The organism is Citricoccus sp. SGAir0253 (assembly GCF_005877055.1).
Classification (GTDB): domain Bacteria; phylum Actinomycetota; class Actinomycetes; order Actinomycetales; family Micrococcaceae; genus Citricoccus.
Window position 1 is genome coordinate 1,509,446 of record NZ_CP039424.1, and the last position, 26,116, is coordinate 1,535,561.

At 74.2% G+C, this 26,116-nt stretch carries 23 protein-coding genes; all 23 read left to right on the plus strand.

The features are described from left to right. The first annotated feature begins 96 nt into the window (after positions 1–96). The 23 genes from E7744_RS06720 to E7744_RS15805 all read left to right on the plus strand — a co-directional run bounded on the left by E7744_RS06720 (position 97) and on the right by E7744_RS15805 (position 26,064). A complete protein-coding gene (locus tag E7744_RS06720) occupies positions 97–429 on the plus strand; it encodes a hypothetical protein (RefSeq protein ID WP_137773450.1) in 333 nt (110 codons plus the stop codon). Continuing rightward, the gene (alaS, locus tag E7744_RS06725) at positions 426–3,146 is read left to right on the plus strand and encodes an alanine--tRNA ligase (protein ID WP_137773451.1); all 2,721 of its coding nucleotides are present in this window, start codon (positions 426–428) and stop codon (positions 3,144–3,146) included. The genes E7744_RS06720 and alaS overlap by 4 nt, the downstream gene beginning before the upstream one ends. Positions 3,147–3,154: 8 nt before the next feature. Further along, entirely contained in the window at positions 3,155–3,694 is a 540-nt protein-coding gene (gene ruvX, locus E7744_RS06730) for a Holliday junction resolvase RuvX (protein ID WP_168199773.1), read from the plus strand. Next, complete coding sequence (gene mltG, locus E7744_RS06735) at positions 3,675–5,048, plus strand: endolytic transglycosylase MltG (RefSeq protein WP_137773453.1); 1,374 nt, start codon at positions 3,675–3,677, stop codon at positions 5,046–5,048. The genes ruvX and mltG overlap by 20 nt, the downstream gene beginning before the upstream one ends. Then, positions 5,041–5,955 (plus strand): shikimate dehydrogenase, encoded by a 915-nt coding sequence (locus E7744_RS06740; RefSeq protein ID WP_210417172.1) that lies wholly within the window; start codon positions 5,041–5,043, stop codon positions 5,953–5,955. The genes mltG and E7744_RS06740 overlap by 8 nt, the downstream gene beginning before the upstream one ends. Before the next feature lie 95 nt (positions 5,956–6,050). Further along, a complete protein-coding gene (gene aroC / locus E7744_RS06745; protein ID WP_137773454.1) occupies positions 6,051–7,286 on the plus strand; it encodes a chorismate synthase in 1,236 nt (411 codons plus the stop codon). After that, positions 7,283–7,855: a shikimate kinase gene (locus tag E7744_RS06750; protein ID WP_246858587.1), complete on the plus strand. Its 573-nt coding sequence runs from the start codon at positions 7,283–7,285 to the stop codon at positions 7,853–7,855. The genes aroC and E7744_RS06750 overlap by 4 nt, the downstream gene beginning before the upstream one ends. Next, positions 7,852–8,979 carry a 3-dehydroquinate synthase gene (aroB, locus tag E7744_RS06755; RefSeq protein WP_137773455.1) on the plus strand — a complete coding sequence of 376 codons (1,128 nt, stop codon included), beginning with the start codon at positions 7,852–7,854 and terminating at the stop codon, positions 8,977–8,979. The genes E7744_RS06750 and aroB overlap by 4 nt, the downstream gene beginning before the upstream one ends. A gap of 119 nt (positions 8,980–9,098) precedes the next feature. Beyond that, the gene (efp, locus tag E7744_RS06760; protein WP_137773456.1) at positions 9,099–9,662 is read left to right on the plus strand and encodes an elongation factor P; all 564 of its coding nucleotides are present in this window, start codon (positions 9,099–9,101) and stop codon (positions 9,660–9,662) included. Positions 9,663–9,669: 7 nt separating this feature from the next. Continuing rightward, positions 9,670–10,080 carry a transcription antitermination factor NusB gene (nusB, locus tag E7744_RS06765; protein ID WP_137773457.1) on the plus strand — a complete coding sequence of 137 codons (411 nt, stop codon included), beginning with the start codon at positions 9,670–9,672 and terminating at the stop codon, positions 10,078–10,080. A 208-nt stretch (positions 10,081–10,288) separates the two neighbouring features. Next, positions 10,289–10,918: a bifunctional pyr operon transcriptional regulator/uracil phosphoribosyltransferase PyrR gene (gene pyrR, locus E7744_RS06770; protein WP_256376033.1), complete on the plus strand. Its 630-nt coding sequence runs from the start codon at positions 10,289–10,291 to the stop codon at positions 10,916–10,918. After that, positions 10,915–11,928: an aspartate carbamoyltransferase catalytic subunit gene (locus E7744_RS06775; RefSeq protein ID WP_137773459.1), complete on the plus strand. Its 1,014-nt coding sequence runs from the start codon at positions 10,915–10,917 to the stop codon at positions 11,926–11,928. Before pyrR ends, E7744_RS06775 begins: the two co-directional genes overlap by 4 nt. Further along, entirely contained in the window at positions 11,925–13,277 is a 1,353-nt protein-coding gene (locus tag E7744_RS06780) for a dihydroorotase (RefSeq protein WP_137773460.1), read from the plus strand. The genes E7744_RS06775 and E7744_RS06780 overlap by 4 nt, the downstream gene beginning before the upstream one ends. Before the next feature lie 31 nt (positions 13,278–13,308). Next, a complete protein-coding gene (locus E7744_RS06785) occupies positions 13,309–13,845 on the plus strand; it encodes a hypothetical protein (RefSeq protein WP_246858588.1) in 537 nt (178 codons plus the stop codon). Positions 13,846–13,886: 41 nt separating this feature from the next. Further along, on the plus strand, positions 13,887–15,104 hold the full coding sequence (carA, locus tag E7744_RS06790) for a glutamine-hydrolyzing carbamoyl-phosphate synthase small subunit (RefSeq protein WP_210417173.1): 1,218 nt from the start codon (positions 13,887–13,889) through the stop codon (positions 15,102–15,104). Between the two features lie 7 nt (positions 15,105–15,111). Further along, positions 15,112–18,423: a carbamoyl-phosphate synthase large subunit gene (gene carB / locus E7744_RS06795; protein WP_137773461.1), complete on the plus strand. Its 3,312-nt coding sequence runs from the start codon at positions 15,112–15,114 to the stop codon at positions 18,421–18,423. Then, the gene (gene pyrF / locus E7744_RS06800; protein WP_137773462.1) at positions 18,420–19,346 is read left to right on the plus strand and encodes an orotidine-5'-phosphate decarboxylase; all 927 of its coding nucleotides are present in this window, start codon (positions 18,420–18,422) and stop codon (positions 19,344–19,346) included. Before carB ends, pyrF begins: the two co-directional genes overlap by 4 nt. 222 nt (positions 19,347–19,568) lie before the next feature. Next, complete coding sequence (gene mihF, locus E7744_RS06805; RefSeq protein ID WP_137773463.1) at positions 19,569–19,883, plus strand: integration host factor, actinobacterial type; 315 nt, start codon at positions 19,569–19,571, stop codon at positions 19,881–19,883. 138 nt (positions 19,884–20,021) lie between these two features. Beyond that, the gene (gmk, locus tag E7744_RS06810; RefSeq protein WP_137774909.1) at positions 20,022–20,624 is read left to right on the plus strand and encodes a guanylate kinase; all 603 of its coding nucleotides are present in this window, start codon (positions 20,022–20,024) and stop codon (positions 20,622–20,624) included. A gap of 108 nt (positions 20,625–20,732) precedes the next feature. Continuing rightward, positions 20,733–21,230, plus strand: a complete 498-nt coding sequence (gene rpoZ / locus E7744_RS16495) for a DNA-directed RNA polymerase subunit omega (RefSeq protein ID WP_137773464.1) — start codon at positions 20,733–20,735, stop codon at positions 21,228–21,230. A gap of 7 nt (positions 21,231–21,237) precedes the next feature. Next, a complete protein-coding gene (gene coaBC, locus E7744_RS06820; RefSeq protein ID WP_137773465.1) occupies positions 21,238–22,494 on the plus strand; it encodes a bifunctional phosphopantothenoylcysteine decarboxylase/phosphopantothenate--cysteine ligase CoaBC in 1,257 nt (418 codons plus the stop codon). A 139-nt stretch (positions 22,495–22,633) separates the two neighbouring features. After that, positions 22,634–23,824 carry a methionine adenosyltransferase gene (metK, locus tag E7744_RS06825; RefSeq protein ID WP_137774910.1) on the plus strand — a complete coding sequence of 397 codons (1,191 nt, stop codon included), beginning with the start codon at positions 22,634–22,636 and terminating at the stop codon, positions 23,822–23,824. Then, positions 23,821–26,064, plus strand: a complete 2,244-nt coding sequence (locus E7744_RS15805; protein ID WP_168199775.1) for a primosomal protein N' — start codon at positions 23,821–23,823, stop codon at positions 26,062–26,064. The genes metK and E7744_RS15805 overlap by 4 nt, the downstream gene beginning before the upstream one ends. The last annotated feature ends 52 nt before the right edge of the window (positions 26,065–26,116 follow it).

A 26,116-nucleotide genomic window follows, 5' to 3' on the forward strand; every position in this document is an offset into this window, starting at 1 on the left:
CCGGTCCCGGCACCGGCCCCCGGGCCGGGCGCGCGGTTCCACCCCCGCGCCCCGGCACCGGTAAGGTGGACCAGTCACTCCCGGAAAGGATGTGCAGTGATCAAGCGCGTATTGCTCGTGGGCGTCGGCGCGGCGGCCGGCTGGCTCGGCCACTCGATGCTCGGGCGCGGCCGCGACGCGGCCGCCGTCAAGGCGGAGGAGACCCTCCGGAACACCCTCAACCCCGAGTACCTCGGCCGCAACGCGGGCCAGGCCGCCGCCACGGCCCTGGCCGCCAGCGCCCGCTCCTTCGCGGCCCAGCTGCGCGATGAGGTCCCCGCCTGGCGCACCGTCCAGCCGCCGGCGGCCGTGACCGATCCGGCCCGCGCCACCATCGCGGGCACCGCCGCCGACACCCCCCGATCCACCGACGCACGAAAGCAGTCATGAAGTCCCAGGAAATCGCCAGCCGCTGGCTGTCCTTCTTCGAGAAGAAGGACCACACCGTCGTCCCCTCGGCCTCGTTGGTCTCCCCGGACCCGTCCCTGCTGTTCACGATCGCCGGCATGGTCCCGTTCATCCCGTACTTCCTCGGCCAGGAGACCCCGCCGTACCGCCGCGCCACCACGGTGCAGAAGTGCATCCGCACCGCGGACATCGAGGAGGTCGGCAAGACCGTCCGCCACGGCACCTTCTTCCAGATGTGCGGCAACTTCTCCTTCGGCGACTACTTCAAGGAACAGGCCATCCCGTTCGCGTGGGAGCTGCTGACCACGCCGCTGGACCAGGGCGGCTACGGCCTCGACCCCGAGCGTCTGTGGGTCACCGTGTACGAGGAGGACGACGAGGCCGAGCGCATCTGGCGCGAGGAGGTCGGCGTGCCCGCCGAGCGGATCCAGCGCCTGGGCAAGAAGGACAACTACTGGCACACGGGCCAGCCCGGCCCGGGCGGCCCCGACTCCGAGATCTTCTACGACCGCGGCCCGCAGTACGGGGCCGAGGGCGGTCCCGCGGCGGACGACAACCGCTACATGGAGATCTGGAACCTCGTCTTCATGCAGTACCAGCTGTCCGCCGTCCGCTCCGGCACGGACTTCGACGTGGCCGGGGAGCTCGAGAACAAGAACATCGACACGGGCCTGGGCCTGGAGCGCCTGGCCATGATCCTGCAGGGCGTGGAGAACATGTACGAGACGGACCAGGTCCGTCCCGTGCTGGACCGCGCCGCCGCGCTGGCCGGCCGCGAGTACACCTCCACCGAGGACCCGCAGGACCCGCACTACGCCGACGACGTGCGGCTGCGCATGATCGCCGACCACGTCCGCTCCGCGCTGATGCTCATCACCGACGGCGTGGTCCCGGGCAACGAGGCGGGGGGCTACGTGCTGCGCCGGCTGATCCGCCGGGCCGTGCGCGCCATGCGCCTGATGGGCGTCACCGACCCGGTGCTGCCCGAGCTGCTGCCGGTCTCGCGCGACGCCATGGTGGGCACCTACCCCGAGATCGGCCGCGACTTCGAGCGGATCTCCCGGATCGCGTACAACGAGGAGAAGGCGTTCCTGCGCACCATCACCGCGGGCACCGCGCGGCTGGACGGCGCGGTCGCCGCCGCCCGCGCCCAGGACGCCGAGCGCCCGGGGATCTCCGGGGCGGACGCCTTCGAGCTGCACGACACCTACGGCTTCCCGATCGACCTGACCCTGGAGATGGCCGCCGAGGCCGGCGTCTCCGTGGACGAGGCCGGCTTCCGCGCGCTCATGACCGAGCAGCGCGACCGGGCCCGCCAGGACGCCAAGGCGAAGAAGTCCGGGCACGTGGACTCCTCGGCCTACCGGGTGCTCCACGCCGAGGGGGACACCGTCTTCACCGGCTACACCGAGCACACCACCGAGTCCCGCATCCGCGGACTGCTGGCCGAGGGCCAGCCCGTGCGGTCGGCGTCCGCCGGCCAGGAGCTGGAGCTCGTGCTGGATGCCACGCCGTTCTACGCCGAGTCCGGCGGCCAGGCCGCCGACACCGGGCTGATCACCGGGAACGGCTTCGTCGTCGAGGTCCTGGACGTCCAGGCCCCCGTGAAGGGGCTCAGCGTCCACCGCGTGCGGGTGCGCCAGGGCGAGGTGCCCGCCGGCGCCACCGCCGTCGGGGCCATCGACCTGCAGCGCCGCCTGGACGCGCAGAAGGCGCACACCGGCACGCACCTCGTGCACGCGGCGCTGCACCAGGTCCTCGGCCCGGAGGCCACCCAGTCCGGCTCCTTCAACAAGGAGGGCTACCTGCGGTTCGACTTCCGCTGGGGCGAGGCGATGTCCGAGATGGCCCGGACCGAGGTCGAGGACGTCTCCAACATCGCCATCCGGGACAACTACCCCGTGATCACCCGCGAGATGTCCCTGGCGGACGCCCGCGAGCTCGGCGCCATGAGCCTGTTCGGGGAGAAGTACGGGGACCGGGTGCGCGTCGTCGAGGTCAACGGCGCCTGGTCCCGCGAGCTGTGCGGCGGCACCCACGTCGGGGCCACCGCGGAGATCGGGACCCTGGCGCTGCTCGGCGAGCAGTCCGTCGGCTCCGGCAACCGTCGCGTCGAGGCCCTCGTGGGGCTGGACGCCTTCCGGCACCTGGCCACCGAGCGCACGCTCGTCAACGAGCTGACCAGCATGCTCAAGGTCCCGGCCGAGCAGGTGCGGGACCGCATCGAGGGCACGCTCGCCCGCCTCAAGGAGGTCGAGAAGCAGCTGGCCGCGCTGCGCGCGAGCCAGCTGCAGGCCGAGGCGGGCCGGCTCGCCGACCAGGCCGTCGAGGTCTCCGGCGTGACCGTCCTGGCCCACGACGCCGGCCCCGTCGGCTCCGGCGACGAGCTGCGGACCCTCGCCCTGGACCTGCGCTCCCGGCTCGAGAACGCCCGCGGCACCGCGGCGGGGACCCCCGTCGTCGTGGCCCTGGCCGGCGTGGCCAAGGACCGCCCGCTCGTGGTCGTGGCGACGAGCCCGGCCGCCCGCGAGGCCGGCCTGCGGGCCGGCGCGCTCGTCAAGACGGCGTGCGGCGTGCTCGGCGGCGGCGGCGGCGGCAAGGACGACGTGGCGCAGGGCGGCGGCCAGGACGTCACGCGGATCGCGGACGCCCTCGCCGCGGTCCGCCAGGCCGTGTCCTCGGCGGCCGCGGTCGCGTGAGCGGAGCCGTGACCGGACCGTTCGTCCGGGGCGTGCGCCTGGGGGTGGACGTGGGCCGCGCCCGCGTCGGCCTCGCCGCGTCCGACCCGGACGGCATCCTGGCCACGCCCGTGCGCACGCTGCGGCGTGACGCCCGCCGCGGCTCCGACCGGCGCCAGGTGGTGCGGGAGGCCCTCGAGCGGGACGCGGTGGTCGTGTACGTGGGCCACCCCGTGAACCTGCAGGGCCGCCCCACGGCGTCCACCGAGGACGCGGTAGGGTATGCCGAGGACCTCGCCGCGGAGCTGGCGCGCGCCGGCAGCCGTGCCGTCGTCCGCCTCGTCGACGAGCGGCTGAGCACCGTCACGGCCCACCGGCAGCTCCACGAGGCCGGGCGGGCGGGCCGGTCCCACCGCGAGGTGGTGGACCAGGTGGCCGCGGTGCAGATCCTGGAGCAGGCACTTGACATGCAACAATCGCTCCAGCGGGACGCGGGCCGTCCCGTCGTCGTGCCTGGAGACGACGCGAGCGACGGAGAGGACGTGACGCGTGGCCGATCGGAGTCCTGAGGACCCCCGGGACGGGCAGTCGCCCCTGCCGGACGACCGGGCCGCCCACGGGGGACCCGACGAGACGCAGGACGAGGCGCCGCGGGACTGGGCGGCCCCCGGTGCCGGGTCCCCCGACGGGCCGGTGCTGGAGGAGGACCGCCGCGAGTACCCCGTGCCGTCCGGCTCGCACGCCGCGACGGGCGGCGAGCTCGGGACGGTCATCGTCCGTCCCGCCGGCCGCAAGGGCTACCAGACCGTCACCCTCAACCCGGACCGGGCACGCGACTCCGCCAAGCGGGAGGCCCGCCGTCGCCGGCGCCGCCGCCGCACCATCGCCCTGGCCTCGGCCTTCGGCGTGTTCGTCCTGCTCCTGGCCGGCCTGTCGCTGGCCGTGAAGGGGCTGCTGCCGCAATTGAACCCGGAGGACTACCCCGGCCCCGGCGGCGAGGAGGTGACCTTCACCGTCAATGCCGGCGAGGGGCCCCTGGCCATCGGCGGCCGGCTCGAGGACGAGGACATCGTCGCCAGCCGGGAGGCGTTCATCGAGGCCGTCAACCAGTCTCGCTCGGAGAACTCCATCCAGCCGGGGGAGTACCCGCTGAAGCGGCAGATGAAGGCCGCGGACGCGGCCTCCGTGCTGCTGCGCGAGGGCGTGGGCCAGGTGCACTACGTGGCCATCAACCGCGGCATGAGGATCACCGAGGCGTTCGAGGCGATCTCCTCGTCCACGGGGCTCCCCGTGGACGAGCTCGAGGAGGCCGCCGAGGACCCGACCGCCTTCGGCCTGCCGGAGGGGGCGCCGAGCCTCGAGGGGTACCTGCACCCGGGGGAGTACCGGTTCCCCGTGGACGCCGGGGCCGAGGAGGTGCTCACGCTGCTCACCGAGCCGACCTTCGCCGCCCTCGAGGAGCGCGGCGTCACGGACGAGGAGGCGCAGTTCCGCGCGGTGACCATCGCCTCGATCCTCGAGGCCGAGGCACTGCCGAAGGACTACGCCACGGTCGCGGGCATCATCGAGAACCGCCTGCACCCGGACAACCCGGAGACCGGCGGGTACCTGCAGATCGACGCGACCGTCATCTACGGCCTGGGCACCCGCCAGCTCCAGTTCTCCGAGGAGGAGAAGCGGGACGCGGGCAACGAGTACAACACGTACGTGCACCGCGGGCTGCCGCCGGGACCGATCGGCGCCCCGTCCACGGCCGCGCTCGACGCCGCCGCCGACCCCCAGCAGAACGACTACTACTACTGGGTCACGACCAACATCGAGACGGGCGAGACGAAGTTCTCCCGGGACTACGCCCAGCACCGGCAGTACCAGGAGGAGTACCGGCGGTACTGCGCCGAGAACGCCGAGGTCTGCGGTGGCTGACCCGGCCGGGCTGCGGGCGGGGGTGCTCGGCCACCCGATCGGGCACTCCCGCTCCCCGGTGCTGCACGCCGCGGCCTACGCGACGCTGGGCCTGGACATCGACTACCGCGCCCACGACGTCACGCCCGGGCAGCTGGCCGGGTTCATGGGCTCGCTGGGGGACGCGGACGGGCCGGCGCCCGGGGAGTGGCTCGGGCTGTCCGTGACCATGCCGCTCAAGGGCGAGATGGTCCGGTTCATGCACCGGCTCTCGCCGCGCGTGGAGCGGCTCGGCGTGCTCAACACGGTCGTGCGGGACGCGGACGGGACGCTCACGGGACACAACACGGACGTGGACGGCATCGTCGAGGCCCTCGGTTTCGCCGGGTTCCGCCGGGACCCGGCCGGCGGGCGCCTGGGCGTCCTCGGCGGCGGCGGGACCGCCGCGGCGGCCATCGCCGCCGCGGACCGGATGGGCCTGGACGGCGTGGACCTCTTCGTGCGCACCCCCGCCCGCGCCGCCGGGCAGGCGGACCTGGCGCGCGCGCTGGACCTGGACGCCGCCATCCGGCCCCTCGCCGAGTTCCCGACGGCGGCCCCGGGGTTCCGAGCCGTCGTCGCCACCCTGCCCCCGCGCGCCGCCGACCCGGTGGCCGGGGCGCTCGAGGGGGCCTCGGCCTCCGGGCCGGCGGGTGCCGACGCGCTGCCCCCGCTGCTGGACGCGGCCTACGACCCCTGGCCCTCCGCGCTGGCCACGGCGTGGCGGCACCGCGGCGGCCAGGTGGTGAGCGGACTGGAGATGCTGCTGTACCAGGCGGTCGAGCAGGTGCGGCTGTTCACCGAGCGCCTGCGGACGGACGGCACCGGGGCCGATTGGCCGGCCGTCACCGACGCGATGGCGCGCTCCGTGGGCCTGCCCGCCCGCTAGGGAGGCCGGGGCCCGTCGCGCGGCCCCGGGCCGGCACTCCGTCCCCGCCCGTCACACCGCCGGGACGGCGCCGCCCCCGTGAGAGAATCGAATCCATGGTGCGCTGGTTGACAGCGGGCGAATCACATGGGCCCGCACTCGTTGGAATCATCGAAGGGCTGCCCGCGGGCATCCCCCTGACGACCGCCATGGTCCAGGACGCCCTCGCGCGCCGCCGCCTCGGCTACGGCCGCGGGGCCCGGATGAAGTTCGAGAAGGACCAGGTCACCCTGCTCGGTGGCGTGCGGCACGGTTCCACCCTGGGCTCGCCCGTCGCCATCGAGATCGGCAACACGGAGTGGCCGAAGTGGGACAAGGTCATGTCGGCCGACCCCGTGGACGCCGACGAGCTCGAGGGCCTGGCCCGCAACGCGGCCCTCACCCGCCCCCGGCCCGGCCACGCCGACCTCGCCGGGATGCAGAAGTACGGCTTCGACGAGGCCCGCCCGCTGCTCGAGCGCGCCTCCGCGCGCGAGACCGCGGCCCGCGTGGCCCTGGGCACCGTCGCCTCCTCCTTCCTGGCCCAGTTGGGCATCCGCACCGTCTCGCACACCACCGCCGTGGGCACGGTCTCCGTGCCGGAGGAGGCGGCGCTGCCGACCCCGGACGACGTGGTCGCGCTGGACGCCGACCCGCTGCGCTGCTTCGACGAGCCCACCTCCGAGGCGATGGTCGCCGAGGTGGACGCGGCCCACAAGGAGGGCGAGACCCTCGGCGGCGTGGTGGAGGTGCTCGCCTACGGCGTGCCCGTGGGGCTCGGCAGCCACGTGCACTGGGACCGGCGGCTGGACTCGCGGCTCTCCGGCGCGCTCATGGGCATCCAGGCCATCAAGGGCGTCGAGGTCGGCGACGGCTTCACGACCGCCGCCCGCCGCGGCACCGCCGCCCACGACGAGATCCTGCGCGGCGAGGACGGCCACCCGCGGCGCGCCACGAACCGCGCCGGCGGCATCGAGGGCGGCATGAGCACCGGGGGAGTGGTCCGCGTGCGCGCCGGCATGAAGCCCATCGCCACGGTGCCGCGTGCCCTGCGCACCGTGGACACCGCCACCGGCCAGGACACCCGAGCCCACCACCAGCGCTCGGACGTGTGCGCCGTGCCCGCGGCCGGCGTGGTGGCCGAGGCCATGGTGGCCCTCGTGCTGGCCCAGGCCGTGCTCGAGAAGTTCGGCGGCGACTCCGTGGCCGAGACCCGGCGCAACCTGGACGCGTTCACGGCCGGCCTCGCGCCGCTGCCCACGCCCGCGGCCGGTGTGGCCGCCGACGAGCCCATGGGCGACCCGCTGCAGTGACGCCCGGACGCGCCGTCGGCTGGTCCCCGCGCCGGCCGATCGTGCTCGTCGGGCCCATGGGGTCCGGCAAGTCCACGGTCGGTGCCGCCCTGGGCCGCGCCCTGGGCCTGGAGCGGCTGGACGCGGACGAGCTGTTCGAGGCCGACCACGGGCCCATCCCCGAGTACTTCACCGCCCACGGCGAGCCGGCGTTCCGCCGGGCGGAGGAGCAGGTCATCGACGAGGCCCTGCGCCGGCCCGGCCCCCGGGTGCTGTCCCTCGGGGGCGGGGCCGTGCTGAGCGCCCTCACGCGGTCCCGGCTCGCCGCCTGCCACGTGGTGTTCCTCACGGTCGACGAGGAGGTGGCACTGCGCCGCCTGGGCGGCGGGGAGGGGCGCCCCGTGCTCGCGGGGGACCCCGGCCGGACGTGGCGGCGCATCCTCGCCGAGCGCGAGGGGCTGTACCGTGAGGTGTCCGACTGGACGGTCGACACCACCGGCCGCACGGCCCACCAGCTGGCCGAGACCATCACCCGCCTCGTGCGCGAGGCGGAGACCGCATCACCCACCCCAGGAGCTGTCCATCCATGACTGAACCGATCGATCCGACGCCGGCGACCGACGACGCCACCGTCATCCCCGTCTCCGGCGGGTCCGCCGCGGCGGCCGCGGGCGGGTACGACGTCGTCGTGGGCAAGGGCCTGCTCGGCCGGCTGCCGGAGATGCTCGGCCCGGCCGTGCGCCGCGTCCTGGTGATCCACCCCCGTGCCCTGCGCGCCACCGGGGACGTGGTCAAGGCCGACCTGGAGACCGCCGGGTTCACGGCCCTGACCGCCGAGATCCCGGACGCCGAGGAGGGCAAGCACATCCAGGTGGCCGCGTTCTGCTGGCAGGTGCTGGGCCAGAACGACTTCACCCGCTCGGACGCGATCGTCGCCGTGGGCGGCGGCTCCGTGACGGACGTGGCCGGCTTCGTGGCCGCCACGTGGCTGCGCGGGGTGCGCGTGGTCCACCTGCCCACCACCCTGCTCGGCATGGTGGACGCCGCCGTGGGCGGCAAGACCGGCATCAACACCGCCGAGGGCAAGAACCTGGTGGGCGCGTTCCACCCGCCGGCCGGCGTCCTGGCCGACCTGGACACCCTGCTCACCCTGCCGCCCAACGAGCTGGTCTCCGGGCTGGCCGAGGTGGTCAAGTGCGGGTTCATCGCCGACCCCGCGATCCTGGACCTCATCGAGTCCTCGCCCGAGCAGGCCCAGAACCCCCACTCGGCCCAGCTGCGGGAGCTGATCGAGCGCTCGATCGCCGTGAAGGCCCGGGTCGTCTCCGAGGACCTGCGCGAGTCCGGGCTGCGCGAGATGCTCAACTACGGCCACACCCTGGGCCACGCGATCGAGCTCGCCGAGCGCTACCAGTGGCGCCACGGCGCCGCGGTCTCGGTCGGCATGGTGTTCGCCGCCGAGCTCTCCCGCTCGGTGGGCCGGCTCGACGACGCCACCGCGGACCGCCACCGGAGCATCCTCGAGTCGCTCGGGCTGCCCACCTCCTACGCCGCGGGGCGCTGGGAGACCCTGCTGGACGGGATCCGGCGCGACAAGAAGAACCGCGGCGACCAGCTGCGCTTCGTCCTGCTGGACGGCCTGGCCCGCCCCACCACCTACGACGTCCCGGACGCCTCGCTGCTGTTCGCGACCTACCAGGAGATCGCCGAGTAGGGTCCCCGGCCCGGGGCCGGGCCGGGGATCCCCTAGAATGGTCGACTGGACTTCCCACGGGACCCCGCCGGCACCGCCCGCCCGGGGCGTCCCCCCCACGGATACAGACGGAGAGCACTGTGGCAACCAGCAACGACATCAAGAACGGCACCGTCCTGAAGATGGACGGCCACCTGTGGAACGTGATCGAGTTCCAGCACGTGAAGCCGGGCAAGGGCGGCGCCTTCGTGCGCACCAAGATGAAGAACATCACCACGGGCAAGCTCGTGGACAAGACCTTCAACGCCGGCGCCAAGGTCGAGACCGCCACCGTGGACCGCTCGGACTACGAGTACCTGTACCAGGACGGCGAGGACTTCGTGTTCATGGACCTGGACACCTACGACCAGATCACCGTCTCCCCGGCCGTGGTCGGCGACGCCGCCCACTTCATGCTGGAGAACCAGAAGGTGACCATCGCCATGAACGAGGGCACCCCGCTGTACCTGGACATGCCGCCGTCGGTGGTCCTGGAGATCACCTACACCGAGCCGGGCCTGCAGGGCGATCGCTCCTCCGCCGGCACCAAGCCGGCCACCGTGGAGACCGGCTACGAGATCCAGGTGCCGCTCTTCGTGGAGCAGGGCACCAAGGTCAAGGTGGACACCCGCACGGGTGACTACCTCGGCCGCGTGAACGACTGATCCGCCGGTGAGCGCACGAGGAAAGGCGCGACGGCGCGCCCTCGAGATCCTCTTCGAGGCCGGCCAGCGCGGGACGGACCCCCAGGAGGGGATCTCCGCCCGCCGGTCGGCCACGGAGCAGGTGATCAACCCCTACACCGTGGAGATCATCCAGGGCGTGCTGGCCGAGCAGGAGCGGATCGACGAGATCCTGTCCTCCTACGCCCAGGGCTGGACGCTGGACCGGATGCCCGCCGTGGACCGGTCCATCCTGCGGATCGGCGCGTGGGAGCTGCTGTTCAACGACGACGTCCCGGACGGCGTGGCCGTGGCCGAGGCCGTCTCGATGGCCAAGGAGCTCTCCACGGACGCCTCGCCCGAGTTCGTCAACGGGCTGCTGGGGCGCATCCAGCAGCTCAAGCCCACCCTGCTCGACTGAGCGGGCCCGGCCGGCGGACCGCCGGGTGCCCGGCGTCCGGCCCCGGTGTGGCGCATCGCACCGTCGCGGTCCGCCGCCGACCGGCCCGTCCGGGCGGCCGGCGGCGGCCGCGGTGGTAGGCTGGTCGGCGGACCAGACACACCCCGACCGGGGTTGCGTTTCCTTTAAGTTCCGTCCTGTGAGGCGGGGAAGGAGGCCGGTGTTGGCACTGTCACCGGGACCCCACGGGTCCCCACAGGCTGAACCCCGAGCTGCGCGGACCGTGATGACGGCCGCGGACATCGACCGGGCACTGACCCGGATCGCCCACGAGATCCTCGAGGCCAATCGCGGCCCGTCCGGGCTCGTGCTGCTGGGCGTCCCGCGCCGGGGCGTCCCGCTGGCCGCACGCCTCGCGGCGAAGCTGGAGCGGATCGAGCCGGGCTTCGCGGCCGCCGCGTCCACCGGCCAGCTCGACGTCACGCTCTACCGCGACGACCTGCGCCGCTCCACCTCCCGCACCCCGGCCCCCACCCACCTGCCGGACTCCGGCATCGACGGCGCCACGGTGATCCTCGTGGACGACGTCCTCTACTCCGGGCGCACCATCCGGGCCGCCCTCGACGCCCTGAACGACTTCGGCCGTCCCGCCGCCGTCCGGCTCGCCGTCCTGGTGGACCGGGGCCACCGCGAGCTGCCGATCCGGGCCGACTTCGTGGGCAAGAACCTGCCGACCTCCACCGCCGAGCGCGTGCAGGTGCGCCTCGTCGAGGTGGACGGACCGGACGGCACGGGCGAGGTGACGGCGGACGCCGTGGCGATCGTCGACGTGCCGCGCCCGGCGGGCGGTGCCGCGTGAGGCACCTGCTCTCCACCCAGGACCTGTCCCGGGCCGACGCGCTGCGGATCCTGGACACCGCCGAGGAGATGTCCGCCGTCTCCGGGCGCGAGGTCAAGAAGCTGCCGGCCCTGCGCGGGCGCACCGTGGTCAACCTCTTCCTGGAGGACTCGACCCGCACCCGGATCTCCTTCGAGGCCGCCGCCAAGCGCCTCAGCGCGGACGTGATCAACTTCTCCGGCAAGGGCTCCTCGGTGTCCAAGGGGGAGTCGCTCAAGGACACCGTGCAGACGCTCGAGGCGATCGGCGCCGACGCGATCGTCATGCGGCACTGGGGCTCGGGCGCCGCCGCCCAGCTGGCCGCCTCGGGCTGGATCAGCTCGGCGGTGGTGAACGCCGGGGACGGCACCCACGAGCACCCCACCCAGGCGCTGCTGGACGCGCTGACGCTGCGCCGCCACCTGGCCCGGCGCCACGGGGTGGCCCCGCACGGCACGGACCTGGCCGGGATGCGGGTCGTCATCGTGGGGGACATCCTGCACTCCCGCGTGGCCCGGTCGAACCTGTGGCTGCTGACCACCCTCGGCGCCGAGGTCACCCTCGCGGCCCCGCCCACCCTCGTGCCCGTGGGCACCGAGGACTGGCCGTGCACCGTGACGTACTCGCTCGACGAGGCCCTCGCCTCCGGGCCGGACGCCGTGATGATGCTGCGCGTGCAGTCCGAGCGCATGCACGCCGCCTTCTTCCCCTCGGCCGCCGAGTACACCCGCTCGTGGGGCCTGACCGACGACCGGCTCGCCCTGCTGGAGTCCGCCGGCCCGGGCGACGCCCTCATCATGCACCCCGGCCCCATGAACCGGGGCCTGGAGATCTCCGCCGCCGCCGCGGACTCGGCGCGCAACACCGCCCTGGAGCAGGTGGCCAACGGCGTCTCCGTGCGCATGGCCGTGCTCTACCTCGTGCTCTCCGGCGGTGCCGGCGGGCCCGTGCCCACCCCCGTCCCGACCCGCCGCCAGGAGGCCACCGCGTGAGCGCCACCGCCCGATACCTCATCACCGGCGGGACCCTGCCGGACGGCACCACCGGGGACGTCCTCGTCGAGGACGGCCTGCTGGCCGCCGTCGGGACGGACGCCCGGGACCGGGCCGCCGCCGCGGGGCCCGACGCCGGCCCGCTCGAGACGCTGGATGCCACCGGCCGCGTGGTGCTGCCCGGGCTGGTGGACCTGCACACCCACCTGCGCGAGCCGGGCCGGGAGGACGCCGAGACCGTCGAGACCGGCACGCGCGCGGCCGCCATGGGCGGGTTCACCTCGGTGCACGCGATGGCCAACTCGACGCCGGTGGCGGACTCCGCGGGCGTCGTCGAGCAGGTCTGGCAGCTGGGCCGCGAGGCCGGCTGGTGCGACGTGCACCCCGTGGGCGCCGTGACCGTGGGCCTGGCGGGGGAGCGGCTCGCCGAGCTCGGCGCGATGGCCGCCTCGCGCGCCGAGGTGCGCGTGTTCTCCGACGACGGGATGTGCGTGGCCGACCCCGTGCTGATGCGCCGGGCCCTGGAGTACGTCAAGGCCTTCGACGGCGTGATCGCCCAGCACGCGCAGGAGCCGCGGCTGACCGAGGGCGCGCAGATGAACGAGGGCGCCCTGTCCTCCGTGCTCGGCCTGGCCGGCTGGCCGGCCGTGGCCGAGGAGGCGATCATCGCCCGCGACGTGCTGCTGGCCCAGCACGTGGGCTCGCGGCTGCACGTCTGCCACGTGTCCACGGCCGGCTCCGTGGAGATCATCCGCTGGGCCAAGGAGCGCGGGATCGAGGTCACGGCCGAGGCGACCCCCCACCACCTGTTGCTCACCGAGGAGCTCGTGCGCAGCTACGACCCGGTGTACAAGGTCAACCCGCCGTTGCGCCGGGAGGCCGACGTCATGGCGCTGCGCGAGGGGCTGGCGGACGGGACGATCGACACGATCGGCACCGACCACGCGCCGCACACCGCGGAGACCAAGGAGTGCGAGTGGACGGTCGCCGCGATGGGCATGACCGGACTCGAGACCGCCCTGCCCGTGGTGCAGCACGCCCTCGTGGACACCGGCCTGATGGACTGGGCCGGGATCTCGCGGGTGCTCAGCTCCACGCCGGCGCGCATCGCCCGGCTCGGCGACCAGGGCAGGATCTCGCCCGAGGGCGTGTTCGAGCTCGGCGCCCCCGCCAACCTCACCGTCTACGACCCGGCGGTCACCCGCACGATCGACCCGGACACCCACGCCACGCGCTCCCGGAACAGCCCGTACCGCGGCATGTCCCTGCCCGGCCAGGTGACGGACGTGTTCAACCACGGCCACCCCGTGGTGCGCGACCGCGCCCTGGCCACGCCCCGCACGTACTAGACCCCCGCCCCGGGAAGGAAGCCCCACCGTCGTGAACGACTACAGCGCCCAGTACACCCTCATCGCGATCCTCACCGCCGTGGCGCTGGCCGCCGTCGCGTTCCTGATGTGGTGGGGCTGGCGCAACCGGAAGCGACGCCAGCGGGACCTCGCCGCCCCCGCCCCCGTGCCGGCGCGGCTGCTCGAGGCCGAGCCGGTCGCGGCGGCCGAGGGCATGTACGTCAGCACCGTCCGCGGCCGGGACCACCTGGACCGCGTGGCCGTGCACGGCCTCGGCCTGCGGACCAACGCCCGCCTCGAGGTGCACCCCGAGGGCGTCGCGGTCCTGCGCCAGGGTGCCGCCAACCACCTCATCCCCGCCGCCGACCTCGTCGCGGTGGAGCTCGGGGCCGGCATGAGCGGCAAGTTCGTCGAGCGCGGCGGACTGCTCGTGGTGACCTGGCGCCTCGGCGGCCAGGAGGTCTCCACCGGCTTCCGGACCCGCTTCGCCGCCGAGCGCGACCCGCTGCGCGCCGCCGTCGAGGCCCTCCTGCGCGACCACCACGGCCCGGCCCACGCCGCGGCCTGACTGACCCCCACCGACCACCCCCAGCAGATGGAGTAGCTCACGTGAGCCTGTTGAACACCGAACCGGCCGGCCCGGCCCTCCTCGTCCTGGCCGACGGCACCGTCCACCGCGGCCAGGCGTACGGCGCCACCGGCGCCACGCTCGGCGAGGCCGTCTTCACCACCGGCATGACCGGGTACCAGGAGACCCTCACCGACCCGTCCTACGCGGGCCAGATCATCGTCCAGACCGCCCCGCACATCGGCAACACCGGCGTGAACGACGAGGACGCCGAGTCCCGGGACATCTTCGCGGCCGGCTACGTGGTGCGCGACGCGGCCCGCCGCCCGTCCAACTGGCGCTCGCGCCGCAGCCTCGACGAGGAGCTCGCCGCGCGCGGCGTCGTCGGCATCCGGGGCGTGGACACCCGGGCGATCACCCGCCACCTGCGCACCGAGGGCTCCATGAAGGCCGGCATCTTCTCCGGCGAGGCCGCCGCCCGCCCGGAGGCCGAGCTCGTGGCCGAGGTCAACGCCCAGCCCTCGATGGCCGGGTCCCGCCTGGCCGAGCAGGTCACCACGGACGCCCCCTACGTGGTGGAGCCGGCCGACCACGGCTGGACCGGCGAGCCCCTGCACGAGATCGCCGCGATCGACCTCGGCCTGAAGTCCGCGACGCCGCGGCACCTGGCCTCCCGCGGCGTGCGCCTGCACGTGCTGCCGGCCACCGCGACCTTCGAGGACATCACCGCCCTGTCCCCGGACGGCGTGTTCCTGTCCAACGGCCCCGGCGACCCGGCCACGGCCGACGAGCAGGTGGCGCTGCTGCGCCGCGTCCTGGACGCCGGCATCCCGTTCTTCGGCATCTGCTTCGGCAACCAGGTCTTCGGCCGCGCCCTCGGCTTCGGCACCTACAAGCTGCCGTTCGGCCACCGCGGCCCCAACCAGCCGGTGATGCACAAGGCCACCGGCCGGGTGGAGATCACCTCGCAGAACCACGGCTTCGCCGTGGACGCACCGCTCGGCGAGCCCGTCGAGGCCCCCGAGTCCCGCTACGGCCGCGTGGAGGTCTCCCACTGGTCCCTCAACGACCAGGTGGTCGAGGGCCTGCGCCTGCTGGACCGCCCGGCCTTCTCCGTCCAGTTCCACCCCGAGTCCGCCGCCGGGCCGAACGACTCCGTCGACCTGTTCGACCGGTTCGTCACCCTGATGGACGAGCACTCCCCGCGCGCGGCCGGCCGCGCCGCCGCCCCCACCACCGACCTCACCGAAGGAGCCTGAGCCCACGATGCCCAAGCGCACCGATCTGCAGTCCGTCCTGGTCATCGGCTCCGGCCCGATCGTCATCGGCCAGGCCGCCGAGTTCGACTACTCCGGCACCCAGGCCATCCGGGTCCTCAAGGAGGAGGGCCTGCGCGTCGTGCTGGTCAACTCCAACCCGGCCACGATCATGACCGATCCTGAGCTGGCGGACGCCACCTACGTGGAGCCCATCACCCCCGAGGTGGTGGAGAAGATCATCGCCGCCGAGCGGCCCGACGCGGTCCTGCCGACGCTGGGCGGCCAGACCGCCCTGAACACGGCGATCGCCCTCGACAAGAACGGCGTGCTGGAGAAGTACGGCGTCGAGCTGATCGGCGCCAACATCGAGGCGATCGAGCTCGGGGAGAACCGCGAGCTGTTCAAGGGCGTCGTGGAGCGCTGCGGCGCCGAGTCGGCCCGCTCGGAGATCGTCCACTCCATGGACGAGGCCCTCGCCGCCGCCGAGAAGCTCGGCTACCCCATGGTCGTGCGCCCCTCGTTCACGATGGGCGGGCTCGGATCCGGGCTGGCCTACGACGAGGAGGACCTGCGCCGGATCGCCGGCGCCGGCATCCAGTACAGCCCCACCTCCGAGGTCCTGCTCGAGGAGTCCATCCTCGGGTGGAAGGAGTACGAGCTGGAGATGATGCGCGACCGCAACGACAACGTCGTGGTGGTCTGCTCGATCGAGAACTTCGACCCGGTGGGCGTGCACACCGGCGACTCCATCACCGTGGCCCCGGCCATGACGCTGACCGACCGCGAGTACCAGCGGATGCGGGACATCGCGATCGCCGTCATCCGCGAGGTGGGCGTGGACACCGGCGGCTGCAACATCCAGTTCGCCGTGAACCCGGAGAACGGGCGCATCATCGTCATCGAGATGAACCCGCGCGTGTCCCGGTCCTCCGCCCTGGCCTCCAAGGCCACCGGCTTCGCGATCGCCAAGATCGCCACCAAGCTCTCGCTCGGCTACACCCTGGACGAGATCCCGAACGACATCACGCGCAAGACCCCGGCGTCCTTCGAGCCGGTGCTGGACTACGTGGTCGTGAAGGTCCCGCGCTTCGCCTTCGAGAAGTTCCCGGCCGCGGACCCCACGCTGACCACCACCATGAAGTCCGTCGGCGAGGCGATGGCCATCGGCCGCAACTTCACGGAAGCCCTGCAGAAGGCCCTTCGCTCCCTCGAGCAGAAGGGCGCGGAGCTGACCTTCGACCGGCCGGACGCGGACGAGGTGGCCGCGCTCGTGGAGCGGGCGAAGACCCCGACGACGGACCGGCTCGCCCAGGTGCAGCGCGCCCTGCTCGGCGGGGCCACCGTGGAGCAGCTGTTCGAGGCCACGGGGATCGACCCGTGGTTCCTGGACCAGCTCGTGCTCGTCAACGAGGTCGCGGACGAGGTGGCCGCGGCCCCCGAGCTCACCGAGCCGGTGCTGCGCCTGGCCAAGCGCCACGGCTTCTCCGACGCCCAGGTCGGTGCCCTGCGGCACATGGACCCGGACGTCGTGCGCGGGGTCCGCCACGCGCTGGGCATCCGCCCGGTCTACAAGACCGTGGACACGTGCGCGGCCGAGTTCGAGGCCTACACCCCGTACCGCTACTCCAGCTACGACCTCGAGGACGAGGTCACGGCCCACGCCAAGCCCTCCGTCATCATCCTCGGCTCCGGGCCGAACCGGATCGGCCAGGGCATCGAGTTCGACTACTCGTGCGTGCACGCCACGATGGCCCTGCGGGCGGCCGGGCACGAGACCGTCATGGTCAACTGCAACCCGGAGACCGTCTCCACCGACTACGACATCTCCGACCGGCTGTACTTCGAGCCGCTGACCCTCGAGGACGTCCTCGAGGTCATCGCCGCCGAGGAGCGCAGCGGCGGGGTGCTCGGCGTGTTCGTCCAGCTCGGCGGCCAGACCCCGCTCAAGCTGGCCCAGCAGCTCGCGGACGCCGGCGTGCCGATCCTCGGCACCTCGCCGGCGGCGATCGACCTGGCCGAGCACCGCGGCGAGTTCGCGCGGGTGCTCGACGAGGCGGGGCTGGTCTCGCCGAAGAACGGGACCGCGGTGTCCTTCGCCGACGCCAAGCGGGTCGCGGACGAGATCGGCTACCCGGTGCTCGTGCGCCCGTCCTACGTGCTCGGCGGGCGCGGCATGGAGATCGTCTACGACGAGGACTCCCTCTCGCGCTACATCGAGAACGCCACGGAGATCACCGCCGACCACCCGGTGCTCGTGGACCGGTTCCTCGAGGACGCCACCGAGATCGACGTCGACGCGCTGTACGACGGCACCGACCTGTACATCGGCGGGATCATGGAGCACATCGAGGAGGCCGGGATCCACTCCGGCGACTCCGCCTGCGTGCTGCCGCCGACCAACCTGGGCCCGGACACGCTGGCCCGCGTGCGCGAGGCCACCCGGGGCATCGCGGCGGGCGTGGGCGTGCGCGGACTGATCAACATCCAGTTCGCGCTCGCCTCGGACGTGCTGTACGTCATCGAGGCCAACCCGCGCGCCTCGCGCACCGTGCCGTTCGTCTCCAAGGCCACCGGCGTCCAGCTGGCCAAGGCCGCCGCCCTGATCGGCACCGGCAGCTCGATCGCCGACCTGCGCGCGGCGGGCATGCTGCCGTCCTCCCACGACGGCTCCACGCTGCCGCTCGACGCCCCGGTGGCCGTCAAGGAGGCGGTCCTGCCGTTCGCGCGCTTCCGGACCCCCGAGGGCCGGGTCGTGGACTCCCTGCTCGGCCCGGAGATGCGCTCCACGGGCGAGGTCATGGGCATCGACAAGTACTTCGACACCGCCTTCGCCAAGAGCCAGGCCGCCGCGAACAACCCGCTGCCGACCGCCGGACGCGTGTTCGTCTCGGTGGCCAACCGGGACAAGCGGGGGATCGTCATGCCCGTCAAGCGGCTGATCGACCTGGGCTTCACGATCGTCTCCACCGGTGGCACCGCCGAGGTGCTGCGGCGCAACGGCGTGGTGGCGGACGTGGTGACCAAGATCGCGGACGCCGAGGCCGCCGACGGCGCCGGGACCATCCTGGACCAGCTCCAGGACGGCCAGATCGCCCTCGTGCTCAACACCCCCTCGGGCGGCGAGTCGCGCGGGGACGGCTACGAGATCCGGGCCGCCGCCACCTCCATCGGCGTGCCGGTCATCACCACGCTCGCCGAGTTCGGCGCCGCGGTGCAGGCCATCGAGGCCCAGCGCGAGTACGCGTGGGACGTCACCTCCCTCCAGGAGCACGACCTGCGCCTGGCCGCGGCGATCGAGCGCGCCGCGACCCGCGCATGAGCCAGCTGGACACCGGCCGGGTCCCCTTCGGGACCCGGCTGGCGGCGGCCATGGACGCCTCGGGACCGCTCTGCCTGGGGATCGACCCGCACCCGCAGCTGCTGGCCGACTGGGACCTGCCGGACACTCCCGTGGCGCTCGAGCGGTTCTCCCGCACGGCGCTCGAGGCGGCCGCCGGCGCGGGGGCGCGTCCCCTCGTGGCGGCCCTCAAGCCGCAGGTGGCCCTCTACGAGCGGCACGGCTCCGCGGGGCTGGCCGTGCTCGAGCGGCTGCTCGCGGCCGCCCGGGAGGCCGGCGTGCTGACGATCGCCGACGCCAAGCGGGGGGACATCGGCTCCACGATGGCCGGCTACGCCCAGGCGTGGCTCGCGGACGGCTCGCCCCTGGCCGCGGACGCCGTCACGCTCAGCCCCTACCTGGGCTACGGCTCGCTGGCCCCGGCCATCGAGCTGGCCGGGGCGACGGGCCGCGGCGTCTTCGTGCTGGCGCTGACCTCCAACCCGGAGGGGGCGTCCGTCCAGCACGTGGGCGGGCCGGAGGCCTCCGTCGCGCGCTCCATCACGGAGTCCGCGGCCGCGGACAACGCGCGCGCGCTGGCCGGTGCGGCCGGGATCCCGGGAGCCGCCGGACCGGACGGGTCCGACGGCGGCCGGGCGCCCTTCGGGCCGGTCGGCCTCGTGGTCGGGGCGACCGTCGCCGACCGGGCGGCCGCGCTCGGCATCGACCTGGCGGGGGTGCGCGGGGCGCTGCTGGCGCCCGGCTTCGGCGCGCAGGGGGCCTCGGGCCCCGGGATGCGCGCGGGCTTCGGTGCCGCCTGGCCGGCCGTGCTGGCCACGTCGAGCCGCGCGATCCTGCGGCAGGGGCCCAGCGTGGCCGGGCTCCGGCGGGGGATCGAGGAGGCGCGGGCGGACCTGTCCGCCTGAGCGGTGCCCGGCGCGCTGACGAGGCCCGACGGCGGGCTCGTTACCCGATCGTTATCATCAGCACCCGCGGGGCGCCTCTGGCGCCCCGCAGTCACCGTTGGGTAAAGTTCGCCCCCTGCGCGGTCCCGGCCCGGGACGCGGCGGGGGGCGCGCTGGTACCTTACCTCCAAGTCATGGCGTCCTCGCCGTGGCTCGGAAACCTAACCCCCGAGGTGGATCAGCATGGCACTCAAGGAATTGACGGCCGCGGAGCGGGAGGCGGCCCGGAGCAAGGCGCTGCAGGCCCGCACGGCGCGGGCCGAGCTCAAGGAGTCGTTCCGGACGGGGAAGACCACGCTGCAGTCCGTCTTCGAGGCCGCGGACGTGGACGACGCGATCGGCAGGATGCGCACGGTGGACCTCCTCCAGACCCTGCAGGGGGTCGGCGAGGTGCGGGCCGCCAAGATCATGGAGTCCTGCGGGATCTCCCCGAACCGCCGCCTGCGCGGGCTGGGGCGCAGGCAGCGGGAGGCGCTCATCGCCTATATTGGCCGGTAGCCCGTTTCCGGGCCGGCACGGTGGGACCGGGCGCGGCCCGCCCCACCAGGAGGTTCCGTGACCCAGTCGACCCCCAGCGAAGCCGCGCACCTCCGGGGGCTCGACGCCCCGCCCGTCCCCGGCACCCGGCCGGTGCAGCTGCGGCCGGAGCACCGGGTCGGCCCCGACGGCCGGCGGCCGCGCATCACCGTGCTCGCCGGCCCGACCGCCGTCGGGAAGGGGACCGTCTCGCAGTACATCCGCGAGCACTACCCCCAGGTCTGGCTCTCCGTCTCCGCCACCACCCGGCCGCCCCGGCCGGGGGAGGAGGACGGGCGCCACTACTTCTTCGTCTCGCCGGAGCGCTTCGACGAGCTCGTCGCGGGCGACCAGATGCTGGAGTGGGCGGTGGTCCACGGGGTCAACCGCTACGGCACCCGGCGCGACACCGTGGAGCAGGCGCTGGCCGAGGGCCAGCACGTGCTGCTCGAGATCGACCTGCAGGGTGCGCGGCAGGTCCGCCGGTCCCTGCCCGAGGCCACGTTCGTGTTCCTGTCCCCGCCGAACTGGGACGAATTGGTGCACCGGCTCGTCGGCCGGGGCACCGAGTCCCCGGACGAACAGCGCCGCCGGCTGGAAACGGCTAGAATGGAACTCGCTGCCGAGCCGGAGTTCGACGCCGTCGTGGTCAACGACACCGTCGAGCGCGCCGCCCAGGAGCTGGTCCGCATCATGGGACTGGACCCTGACGACCACCGCTGAGACGCGGTCCCGGCCGGACGGACAGGTCCCGGGGACCGTCCGCCGGCAGCCGCACAGACTGAGCCGCTGGCCGCAGCGGACAACCCAGAGACAACCCGTGGAGATCTTGTGACCGAACAGTACGAAGGCATCGTCAACCCGCCCATCGACACCCTGCTGGAGAAGGTTGACTCGAAGTACGCCCTGGTGCTCTTCGCCGCCAAGCGCGCCCGGCAGATCAACGCCTACTACTCCCAGCTCCACGAGGGCCTGTTCGAGTACGTCGGCCCGCTGGTGGACACCAAGCTCAACGAGAAGCCGCTGTCCATCGCCATGCGCGAGATCGAGGAGGACCTGCTCGAGGCCACCCCGATGACCGAGGAGCAGATCAACGGCGAGGCCTCCGGCGACTTCGGCGGCTTCGAGCTGTCCGGCGACTCCGGTGCCGAGTTCTCCGACGACGCCTTCTCCGGCGAGGGCTTCCTGACCGACACCGAGGTCCCGGACGCCACGACCGACCCCGGCCTGGCCACGGACGAGTCCCCGGTCGCCGAGGAGGCCGTGTCCACCGACCTGGACGGCACCCCGACCGAGGGCACCGACGACGAGGCCGACCACCAGTCCTGATCGCCCGATGAGGATCGTCCTGGGGGTCACCGGCGGGATCGCCGCGTACAAGGCCGCCCTGCTGCTGCGGCTGATGACCGAGTCCGGCCACCAGGTGGACGTGGTGCCCACGCCGGCCGCCCTCCGCTTCGTGGGGAAGGCGACGTGGGAGGCCCTGTCCGGCCGCCCGGTCCGCACGGACACGTTCGAGGCCGTGGAGACGGTCAACCACGTGCGCCTGGGTCGCGAGGCCGAGCTCGTCGTCGTCGCCCCCGCGACCGCGGACGCGCTGGCCCGCACCGCCGCGGGGCTCGCCCCGGACCTGCTGGGCAACGTCCTGCTCACCGCGACCTGCCCCGTGCTGGTGGCCCCGGCGATGCACACCGAGATGTGGCAGCACCCGGCCACCGTCGCGAACGTGGCCACGCTGCGCTCCCGCGGGATCACGGTCCTGGACCCGGACTCCGGACGCCTCACCGGCCGGGACACGGGCCCCGGGCGGTTCCCCGAGCCCGAGCGCATCTGGGCCGAGGCCCGGCGCCTGGCGGGCCTCGGGGACGACGCCGGGACCGGTGCCGCGGCCGGGCCGGGCACCCCGGCGGACGGGCCGCTGGCCGGCCGCACCGTCGTCGTGACCGCCGGCGGCACCCGCGAGGCCCTGGACCCGGTCCGCTACCTCGGCAACCGCTCCTCCGGGAAGCAGGGCGTGGCCCTGGCCGAGGCCGCCCTGGCCGCCGGGGCCGCCGTGCGCTTCATCGGCGGGTCCATGTCCGTGGAGCCGCCCGCCGGCGCCGAGGTCACCCGCGTGGAGTCCACCGCGGAGCTGCACGCGGCCGTGATGGACCGGGCCGCGGGCGCGGACGCGCTCATCATGGCCGCCGCCGTGGCGGACTTCCGCCCCGCCGAGTACGCCGAGGCCAAGATCAAGAAGTCCGAGGACGGCTCCAGCCCCGTCATCCGCCTCGAGCGCACCCCGGACATCCTCGCGGAGACCGTGCGCGCGCGGGCCGCGGGGGAGCCGATGCCGGGCGTCATCGTCGGCTTCGGGGCCGAGACGGGCGATGCCGAGGCCTCGGTACTCGAGTACGGGGCCGCCAAGCTGGCGCGCAAGGGCTGCGAGATGCTCGTGGTCAACCAGGTCGGCGGGGGCCGTGGCTTCGGCCAGGACGACAACGAGGTCACCATGCTGTTCGCCGACGGCCGGGACCCCGTCGAGGTCGCCGGGTCCAAGGCCGAGGTGGCGCGCGCCGTCGTCGGCCAGCTCGGGGCCCTGCTCGGTCCCTGACGCGGGGAGGCCCCGGCCCCGCCGTGTCCGCGTCCGTGGCTAGGATGGTCGGGTGACTGACGCAGAGAACACCGCACACGGCACCCCGACCAGCGGCGCCGCCGGCTTCGAGTCCTACGCGGGCGTCGGGGGCGGCGGGCTGCGGCTGTTCACCTCCGAGTCCGTGACGAACGGGCACCCGGACAAGATCTGTGACCAGATCTCGGACGCGATCCTGGACGCCATCCTGGCGCAGGACCCCACCGCGAAGGTCGCCGTCGAGACGCTGACGACCACGGGCCTCGTCCAGGTGGCCGGGGAGGTCAACACCTCCGCCTACGTGGAGATCCCGCGGATCGTCCGGGACACCATCCTGGGGATCGGCTACAACTCCTCCGCCAACGGCTTCGACGGCGCGGGCTGCGGCGTGAACATCTCGATCGGCCAGCAGTCCTCGGACATCCACGCGGGCGTCTCCAACTCGCTCGAGGCCCGCGGCGGCTCCGTGGACGCCGTGGACCTGCAGGGCGCCGGCGACCAGGGCATCATGTTCGGCTACGCCTCCAACGAGACGCCCACCTACATGCCCACCCCGGTCTTCCTGGCCCACCGGCTCTCCGAGCGGCTGACCGCGGTGCGCAACCAGGAGTCCTCGCCCATGCCGTACCTGCTGCCGGACGGCAAGACCCAGGTGACGATCGGCTACGGCGCGGACGGGCTGCCCAAGACCATCGAGACCGTGGTGGTCTCCGCCCAGCACCTGGCGGACGTGACCCAGGACCGCGTGCGCGCCGACGTGGAGCGCCACGTCATCCGCCCCGTGTTGGACCGCTCCGGCCTGGACTACTCCGGGGCGGACCTCATCATCAACCCGGGCGGGCCGTTCGTCATCGGCGGTCCGGTGGGCGACGCCGGACTGACCGGCCGGAAGATCATCGTGGACACCTACGGGGGCATGGCCCGCCACGGCGGCGGCGCGTTCTCCGGCAAGGACCCGTCCAAGGTGGACCGCTCCGCGGCCTACGCGATGCGCTGGGTGGCCAAGAACGTGGTCGCCGCCGGACTGGCCGACCGGGCCGAGTTCCAGGTGGCCTACGCGATCGGCAAGGCGCGGCCGGTGGGGCTGTACGTGGACACCTTCGGCACGGAGAAGGTGGACCAGGGCCAGATCATCCGCGCCGTCAACGAGGTCTTCGACCTGCGCCCGCTGGCGATCATCCGGGACCTGAACCTGCTGCGGCCGATCTACCAGAAGACCGCCGCCAACGGGCACTTCGGCCGGGAGGACCCGGACTTCACCTGGGAGCGACTGGACCGGGTCGACGCCCTGCGCGCCGCCGTGGGCTGGTGACCGAGGAACCCCTCTTCCACATCCCCGTGCCCGCCCCCGTGGTGGGGCTGCCCGAGGTGGCCGGCGGCTGGCCGGAGGACCCCGTGGCGCGGGTGCTGCTGGACTCCGGGGTGCCCCACCTGGACCGGGAGTTCGACTACCTGGTGCCCCGGGAGCTCGACGACGACGCGCGCCCCGGCGTGCGCGTCCGGGTCCGCTTCGGCCACCAGGACGTCCTCGGCTGGCTCATCTCGCGCGGCGCGGAGCCGGCCACCGGCGCCAAGCTGCTGCCCCTGCGCGCCGTGGTCTCGCCCGAGCGGGTGCTCACCGGCGAGGTGCTCGAGCTCGCCCGGTCGGTGGCCGCGCGCTACGCCGGCACCGTGGCCGACGTGCTGCGCGTGGCGGTCCCGCCGCGCGTGGCCCGCGTGGAGAAGCAGCTGGATGCGGAGGCCGAGGCGCCCGAGGCGACCGGTACGGGTGCGCCGGACGCCGGGGCGGAGGACGAGGCCGCCGCTGACGTCGCTGCCGAGCGGCCGGCCTTCCGGCCCGGTCCCGCGAGCCGCTTCGACTGGTCCCGGCTGTCCGGGGCGTCCGCCTTCTTCCACCAGGTCACCGCCGGCGAGGGCCCCCGGGCGGCCCTGGCCGTGCCGAGCGCGCACGGGTCCTGGGACGCCTCCGCGATGCTGGCGGACGCCGCCGCCCGGACGGCCGAGGCCGGCCGCGCCGCCGTCGTGGTGGTCCCGGACCAGCGGGACCTCGACCGGCTCTGCCGGGCGCTGGACCGGCGGGTGGGGACCGCCGGCTACGCCCGGCTGACCGCCGACGACGGCCCCACCCCCCGGTACCGCTCCTTCCTCCAGCTGCTGCGGGGCCAGCGGCGCATCGCGGTGGGCACCCGCTCGGCCGTCTGGGCACCCGTCCGGGACCTGGGCCTCGTGGCCGTCTGGAACGACGACGACGGCCTGCACGCCGAGCCGCGCGCCCCCTACCAGCACGTGCGGGAGGTCGCCCTGCTGCGCTCCGAGCAGGCCGGTGCGGGGCTGCTGCTGGCCTCCACGGCGCGCACGCCGGAGGTGCAGCGGCTCGTGGAGTCCGGCTGGCTCGGGGAGCTCGCCGCGGACCGGGAGACGGTGCACGGGGCCACCCCGCGCGTGGTCGCCACGGCCGACTCGTGGGAGAGCGAGCGGGACCCGGTGCTCTCCCGGGCGCGGTTGCCGCAGGCCGCCTGGCGGGCCGCCCGCGAGGGGCTCGAGGGCGGGCACGCGGTGCCCGGGCCCGTGCTCGTGCAGGTCGGCCGCAGCGGGTTCATCCCCGCGCTGGCCTGCCAGGACTGCGGCACGCCCGCGCGCTGCCGGCACTGCACGGGGCCGCTGGGCTACCCGGACCGGCAGGCCTCGGCGCGCAACGAGGTGGCGTGCCGGTGGTGCGGCCGGCGCGAGCGGCGGTACGCCTGTCCGGAGTGCGGCGGCCACCGCCTGCGCGCCGGGTCGCGCGGCGTGGACCGCACGGCCGAGGAGCTGGGGCGGGCGTTCCCCGGGGTGCCGGTGCTGTCCTCCTCGGGGGACCACATCCTCGCCACCGTGGACGCCACCCCCGCGCTCGTCGTGGCCACGACCGGGGCCGAGCCCGTCGCCGAGGGCGGCTACGCCGCGGCGCTGCTGCTGGACGGCGACTCGCAGCTGCTGCGCGAGGGCCTGCGCACCCCCGGGCAGGTGCTCGCGCGCTGGTTCGCCGCGGCGGCGCTCGTGCGGCCCCGGCAGGACGGGGGAGTGGTGGTGGTGACCGCCTCCCAGGAGGACGTGGTGGGCGCGCTGGTGCGCATGGACCCCGCCGGGTTCGCCTCCCGGCAGCTCGCGGAGCGCCGGGAGCTGGGACTGCCGCCGGCGGTGCGGATGGCCGAGGTCTCCGGCTCGGCCGCGGCGGTGGCCGGCTTCTTGGAGCTGGTCGGCTCGGTGGCGGCCGGTGACGGGACGGCTGGCGGTGGTGCGGGTGCCGCGCACACCGGGGCTGCCGCGGGCGCCGCGGCTGCCGCGGGCGCCGAGCTCCCGTGGATCGGGCCGGTCCCCGTCGAGGAGGGGTTCGCGGGGGGGCCGCCGCCCCATGCCGTGGGCGCGGACGAGCCGCGCCATCGTGCGCTGCTGTTCTTCCCGTACTCGGCCGCCCGCCGCGTGGTGGGCGCCCTGCGTTCGGCCCGCTCGGCCGCCAGCGCGCGACGGCTCGATCCGGTGCGCGTCCGGATCGACCCCGTGGACCTGCCGTAGGGCTCCGGTGGTCCGGGGCCGGGGCTCTCCTCCGCCGAACCGCGCAGGGGCC

Coding starts and splice junctions, on each gene's coding strand:
- alaS (WP_137773451.1), top strand. CDS start 426: ATGAAGTCCCAGGAAATCGCCAGCCGCTGGCTGTCCTTCTTCGAGAAG.
- aroC (WP_137773454.1), top strand. CDS start 6,051: ATGGTGCGCTGGTTGACAGCGGGCGAATCACATGGGCCCGCACTCGTT.
- aroB (WP_137773455.1), top strand. CDS start 7,852: ATGACTGAACCGATCGATCCGACGCCGGCGACCGACGACGCCACCGTC.
- carB (WP_137773461.1), top strand. CDS start 15,112: ATGCCCAAGCGCACCGATCTGCAGTCCGTCCTGGTCATCGGCTCCGGC.
- pyrF (WP_137773462.1), top strand. CDS start 18,420: ATGAGCCAGCTGGACACCGGCCGGGTCCCCTTCGGGACCCGGCTGGCG.
- mihF (WP_137773463.1), top strand. CDS start 19,569: ATGGCACTCAAGGAATTGACGGCCGCGGAGCGGGAGGCGGCCCGGAGC.
- coaBC (WP_137773465.1), top strand. CDS start 21,238: ATGAGGATCGTCCTGGGGGTCACCGGCGGGATCGCCGCGTACAAGGCC.